The following is a 4805-nucleotide window of genomic DNA, read 5'->3' as shown; positions in this document are numbered from 1 at the left end:
GTCTTGTCGACGGAGACCTCCCCCGCGAGATCTGCTCCTGCCATATCTGGCTGGTTGCGAACTTCCTCGAGCAATTCTTCGTGCGGGCGTAACGCCTGCTCCCCGGCGAAAATACCGGCTTTTACCGAGCCGTGATTGCGCAAGCGGCGCACCAGGGTACGCGTGTCAATTCCGGAGATACCGATAACGCCTTGCTGTTCCATCGCCTCTGGCAGCGAGCTCGTGGCACGCCAATTGGAAACTCGGTGTGCAAGATCGCGGACGACGAGGCCAGCAACCCAGATGCGTCCGTCGTGGGATTCGTCATCTTCGTCGTTCCAGCCGGTATTGCCGATGTGCGGTGCAGCAGTAACCACGATCTGCCGGTGATACGACGGATCAGTCATGGTTTCTTGGTAACCGGTCATCGCGGTTGTGAAAACGGCTTCACCGAGGTTTTTGCCGGTAGCACCGAACCCACATCCGCTGAAGACGCTGCCGTCGGCAAGAACGAGTACGGCCGGAACCGTCTCAGCTGGGAAGCTACGAGGTGAAGAGATATTCACTGCTAATGCCTTTCGCTCTGTGTTTCGTGGTTTCTTAGTGCGCATGCTTGCCCTCGGATTCGCTATCCAACTCGAAGCTCAAGCCACCACGCAAAATCGTGTGGGTGACTTTAGCACCGAACTCATGACCTTCATAAGGATTATTACGAGATTTTGAGGCGAATTTCTCGGCTTTTGACGTCCACGGATACTGCGGATCCACCACGGCTAAGTTGGCAGGTTCACCAACCGCAATTGGGCGACCATGATCTGGCAAACGCGTAATTTGCGCCGGCCGCTCAGACATGACGCGGGCGACGAAACGCCAGTCAGCCAAGCCCGATTCCACAAAAATCTGCGCGATGACGGCAAGAGAAGATTCCAACCCAAGCATTCCAGGCTTCGCGTGCTCGAATTCCACGCATTTATCCTCACTGCCATGCGGTGCGTGGTCGGTCGCGACGCAATCAATAACACCGTCGACCAATGCCTGGCGTAGCGCAAGCGTGTCGCTTTCTTCACGCAACGGCGGATTCACACGGAAAACTCCGTCGTAGGTGCGCAATTTTTCATCGTGCAGCAACAGATGATGAGGAGTGACCTCTGCGGTAATCGGAATGTCATTGTGCTTAGACCAGCGCAGCAACTCCACGGTTCCTGTAGTCGAGGCATGGCAAATATGCACACGGTTTCCGTAGTCACGTGCCAACAGGGCATCCCGGACGACAATGGATTCCTCAGCCACCCGAGGCCAGCCTGACAATCCGAGTTGAGCGGCGGTGGCGCCTTCGTGCGCCACCGCGGTTGCCGTCATGCGGTGATCTTCAGCGTGCTGCGCAATCAAGACATCGAGGCCTTTGGCATATTCCAACGCCCGGCGCATAAGCTGCGGGTCGTTGACGCATTTGCCATCATCAGAAAACATCCGCACTTTGGCTGCGCTGCGAGCTAACATGCCAAATTCCGTAAGGTTTTTGCCTTGCAAACCCTGCGAAATAGATCCCACTGGGTGCACATCACAAACACCGTGCTGTTGCCCCTTGTACCAGACAGATTCCGCGATCACCGGCTGATCAGTAACCGGGTTGGTATTAGCCATCGTGAACACAGCGGTGAATCCGCCACGTGCTGCGGCGTTCGAACCTGTGACAATAGTCTCAGTGTCTTCCCGGCCAGGTTCACGCAGATGCACGTGCATATCTACCAAGCCGGGCAACAAGATTTTGCCGTCCAAATCGCGAATATCATCTGCTTGTAGCTCCGCAGCAGCATCCGAACCGACGGCTTCGATCGCGCTAATCCGCCCGTCGGCAAGCAAAATATCTACCGGCTCACCTTCGCCATACGGGCGCACGTTTTTCAACAGCAATGAACGTTGCGCGGCTGGCCGCAAGCTACCCGTCGGAGGGTAACTTTCATGCTGCGGCACGAGGTCCGTGTGTTGTCCCGACCCCTGACGCGTATTCGACATTTTCGTGCTATCCCCTATGCGTTGAGTTTTTTGATCTGACATCGTTAGTTCTTCACCCATTCCAGCACCATCAAGAGGCCGCTCCGGCCAGCAAGGTAAACAGCACGGCCATACGCATGTGCACACCATTGTTGACTTGGCCTAAGACCACCGTGTTTGGGTAATCCGCGACATCGTAGTTAATTTCCATGCCCCGCAACATCGGCCCTGGGTGCATGATGATTGCATCATCACGCAACAGCGCCGCACGATCCTTCGACAATCCGTAATATGTGGCATATTCACGGTGCGACGGGAAAAACCCGCCGTTCATGCGTTCTTTTTGCACGCGCAACATCATAACTGCATCAGCGCCGGCGAGCTCACCGTCGATATCATGGCTAGTGCGCACCGGCCAATGTTCAACACCGTGTGGGAGCAGCGTTTGTGGAGCAACCAAGACCACATCAGCGCCCATGGTGGCGAGCAAATCGACGTTCGAACGCACCACCCGCGAATGCAGACAGTCTCCCACGATGACAACTCGTCGGCCAGCAATCTCACCCAAATGCTGACGTAGTGTCATTGCATCCAACAGAGCCTGCGTCGGATGCTGATGAGCCCCATCGCCAGCATTAATCACTGACGGTCCAGAGCCGTCAGCATCGACCCACTGCGCCAATAATTGCGCTGCACCCGAAGATGGGTGGCGGGTGATAATTGCGTCGGCGCCAATCGCTGCCAAGGTCAACCCGGTATCACGCAAAGATTCACCCTTCGAGACTGACGACGATGAAGCCGAAAGGTTAATAACATCCGCACTCATCCATTTACCTGCGGTTTCAAACGACGAACGTGTGCGCGTCGAGTTTTCATAAAACAGGGTATAAATTGTGCGGCCGCGCAGTGTCGGCAGCTTCTTGACGTCGCGGTCAGCTAGAGCTTCAGAAAAGCGCTCGGCTTCGTCCAACAACGCTGTAATCTCATCTGCGTTCAAATCAGCAATAGACAATAAATGCTTCACAGTTATTCCTCTACCATGTGCTCAGACGCGCGTTGTCCGCGAGATAAAATCACCGCGTCCCGGCCGTCGATGACTGAGTTCAGTACCGTAATGCCTTCTGTGCGAGCCGTGGGCAGATTCTTGCCGACGAAATCAGCACGGATAGGCAGTTCACGATGCCCGCGATCAACCAACACAGCTAGCTGAATAGCACGGGGACGACCGATATCCGACAATGCGTCGAGAGCCGCGCGAATAGTGCGACCGGAAAACAGGACATCGTCGACAAGCACAACGATCGCATTATCAATACCGCCGCGCGGAATCGAGGTGGGTTTCAACGCGCGGTGTGGCTTCGACCGCAGATCATCGCGATACAAAGTGATGTCAAGCGCGCCAGTGGCAACGGTGGTTCCGGAAAATTCTTCAATTTTCTCGGCCAGGCTTTCTGCCAAAGGAACGCCCCCGGAAGGGATTCCGAGCAAAATCACCGGCGAAGAATCCGGTGAACCTATAGCGTTTTTCTCAATTATCTGGTGCGCGATGCGTGCGATCGTGCGCGAGATAGCAGCAGCGCTCAACAGCTCAGTCGAGTCTTCCACTCCCGCGGACGGTTGTTCCACAGTCATCGTGCCCTCCTTCCCCGCCTCTCTGTGCGGACTTTAAAGGATGCCGATTGCATTCAGGTTTGTCGTGGTTAGGTCTATGATAGAGACACCGCTTCAGTCTAGCACTAAGGATTACGCTCGTGAGCTTTTCCGCCCAACATCTCGTTCCCGCACCACGTTCGCTGGTCTGGGACTGGCACACTCGGCCGGGCGCAATCAGCCGTTTAACGCCACCGTTTTTAGCGATGACGCCGCATACAGAAGCAGCCTCGCTTGCCGATGGCACGACTATATTCCGTCTGCCTGCGGGACTGAAATGGATCGCACGCCATGACCTCACACGTTTCCAACCCGAAGTTTCGTTCACTGATATTTGCGTGAATTCCCCCATTCGCAAACTCGCGCAGTGGCGCCACGATCACCATTTCGCAGACGGGGAACAACCCGGCACCACGCTCGTGACCGATACAGTGCATACCCGAGCCCCAGCGAATCTCTTAAAGCCATTCTTCGCCTATCGCCAGCGCCAGTTGATCGCTGACCTTCAATTTCTCCGTTCACTCGCCGGAGGCACGGACTTCACATCAGCTAGCCCACAAGTCATCGCCATGACGGGAGCGCACGGCTCAGTCGGTCGCAGCTTGAAAGCACAATTGACGACGGCAGGACACACCGTCATCGAACTCGTCCGTGGCGAGGCAAAGGCTGGGCAACGACACTGGAATACCTCTTATCCTTCTTCGCACCTGCTTGATGGCGTGGAGGTCTTGATTCACCTCGCCGGCGAACCGATTTTTGGGCGCTTCAATGATTCGCATAAACAAGACATCCGGGATTCCCGTGTGGATCCGACTTACAAGTTGGCTCGTCTCGTCGCTGATTCTGCATCAGTGACGACGATGGTCTGTGCCTCTGCGATCGGATACTACGGCCCCGACCGGGGCGCGGAATTACTCAGCGAGAATTCCGAACGCGGTGAGGGATTTCTCGCCGACGTCGTCTCCGACTGGGAGCGCGCCTGCGCACCCGCAGCAGACGCTGGGAAACGAGTGGTGAATATGCGCACCGGCGTGGCACTGTCAGGCAGTTCAGGATTGCTTCCGCTACTGAAAACCCTGTTTTCTACCGGGCTCGGCGGCAGCTTCGGCGGCGGTAACTTTTGGTTCAGCTGGATTGCCCTCGATGATCTGACCGATATCTACACGCGAGCGGTCGTCGAC

Annotated in this window: 5 protein-coding genes; 1 reads left to right on the top strand and 4 read right to left on the bottom strand. The window is 56.0% G+C overall.

The features are described 5' to 3' along the window. The 4 genes from RCH87_RS10145 to pyrR all read right to left on the bottom strand — a co-directional run. A partial coding sequence (locus RCH87_RS10145; RefSeq protein ID WP_373690980.1) for a carbamoyl-phosphate synthase domain-containing protein occupies positions 1-545 on the bottom strand: 545 nt, incomplete at its 3' end. A gap of 34 nt (positions 546-579) precedes the next feature. Then, a complete protein-coding gene (locus RCH87_RS10140; protein ID WP_306516578.1) occupies positions 580-1995 on the bottom strand; it encodes a dihydroorotase in 1416 nt (471 codons plus the stop codon). Positions 1996-2065: 70 nt separating this feature from the next. Continuing rightward, on the bottom strand, positions 2066-2998 hold the full coding sequence (locus tag RCH87_RS10135) for an aspartate carbamoyltransferase catalytic subunit (protein ID WP_306516577.1): 933 nt from the start codon (positions 2996-2998) through the stop codon (positions 2066-2068). Between the two features lie 2 nt (positions 2999-3000). Then, entirely contained in the window at positions 3001-3606 is a 606-nt protein-coding gene (gene pyrR / locus RCH87_RS10130) for a bifunctional pyr operon transcriptional regulator/uracil phosphoribosyltransferase PyrR (RefSeq protein ID WP_306516576.1), read from the bottom strand. A 119-nt stretch (positions 3607-3725) separates the two neighbouring features. Here pyrR and RCH87_RS10125 point away from each other — a divergent pair. Then, a partial coding sequence (locus RCH87_RS10125) for an NAD-dependent epimerase/dehydratase family protein (protein ID WP_306516575.1) occupies positions 3726-4805 on the top strand: 1080 nt, incomplete at its 3' end.

Origin of the sequence: Corynebacterium sp., assembly GCF_030826625.1 — a bacterium.
Taxonomy (GTDB): domain Bacteria; phylum Actinomycetota; class Actinomycetes; order Mycobacteriales; family Mycobacteriaceae; genus Corynebacterium.
This window is presented reverse-complemented; position numbering and strand designations above follow the sequence as displayed.

Bases quoted from the DNA above. Each gene is read 5' to 3' on its own strand.
- RCH87_RS10140 (WP_306516578.1), bottom strand. From the start codon at position 1,995: ATGTCGAATACGCGTCAGGGGTCGGGACAACACACGGACCTCGTGCCG.
- pyrR (WP_306516576.1), bottom strand. From the start codon at position 3,606: ATGACTGTGGAACAACCGTCCGCGGGAGTGGAAGACTCGACTGAGCTG.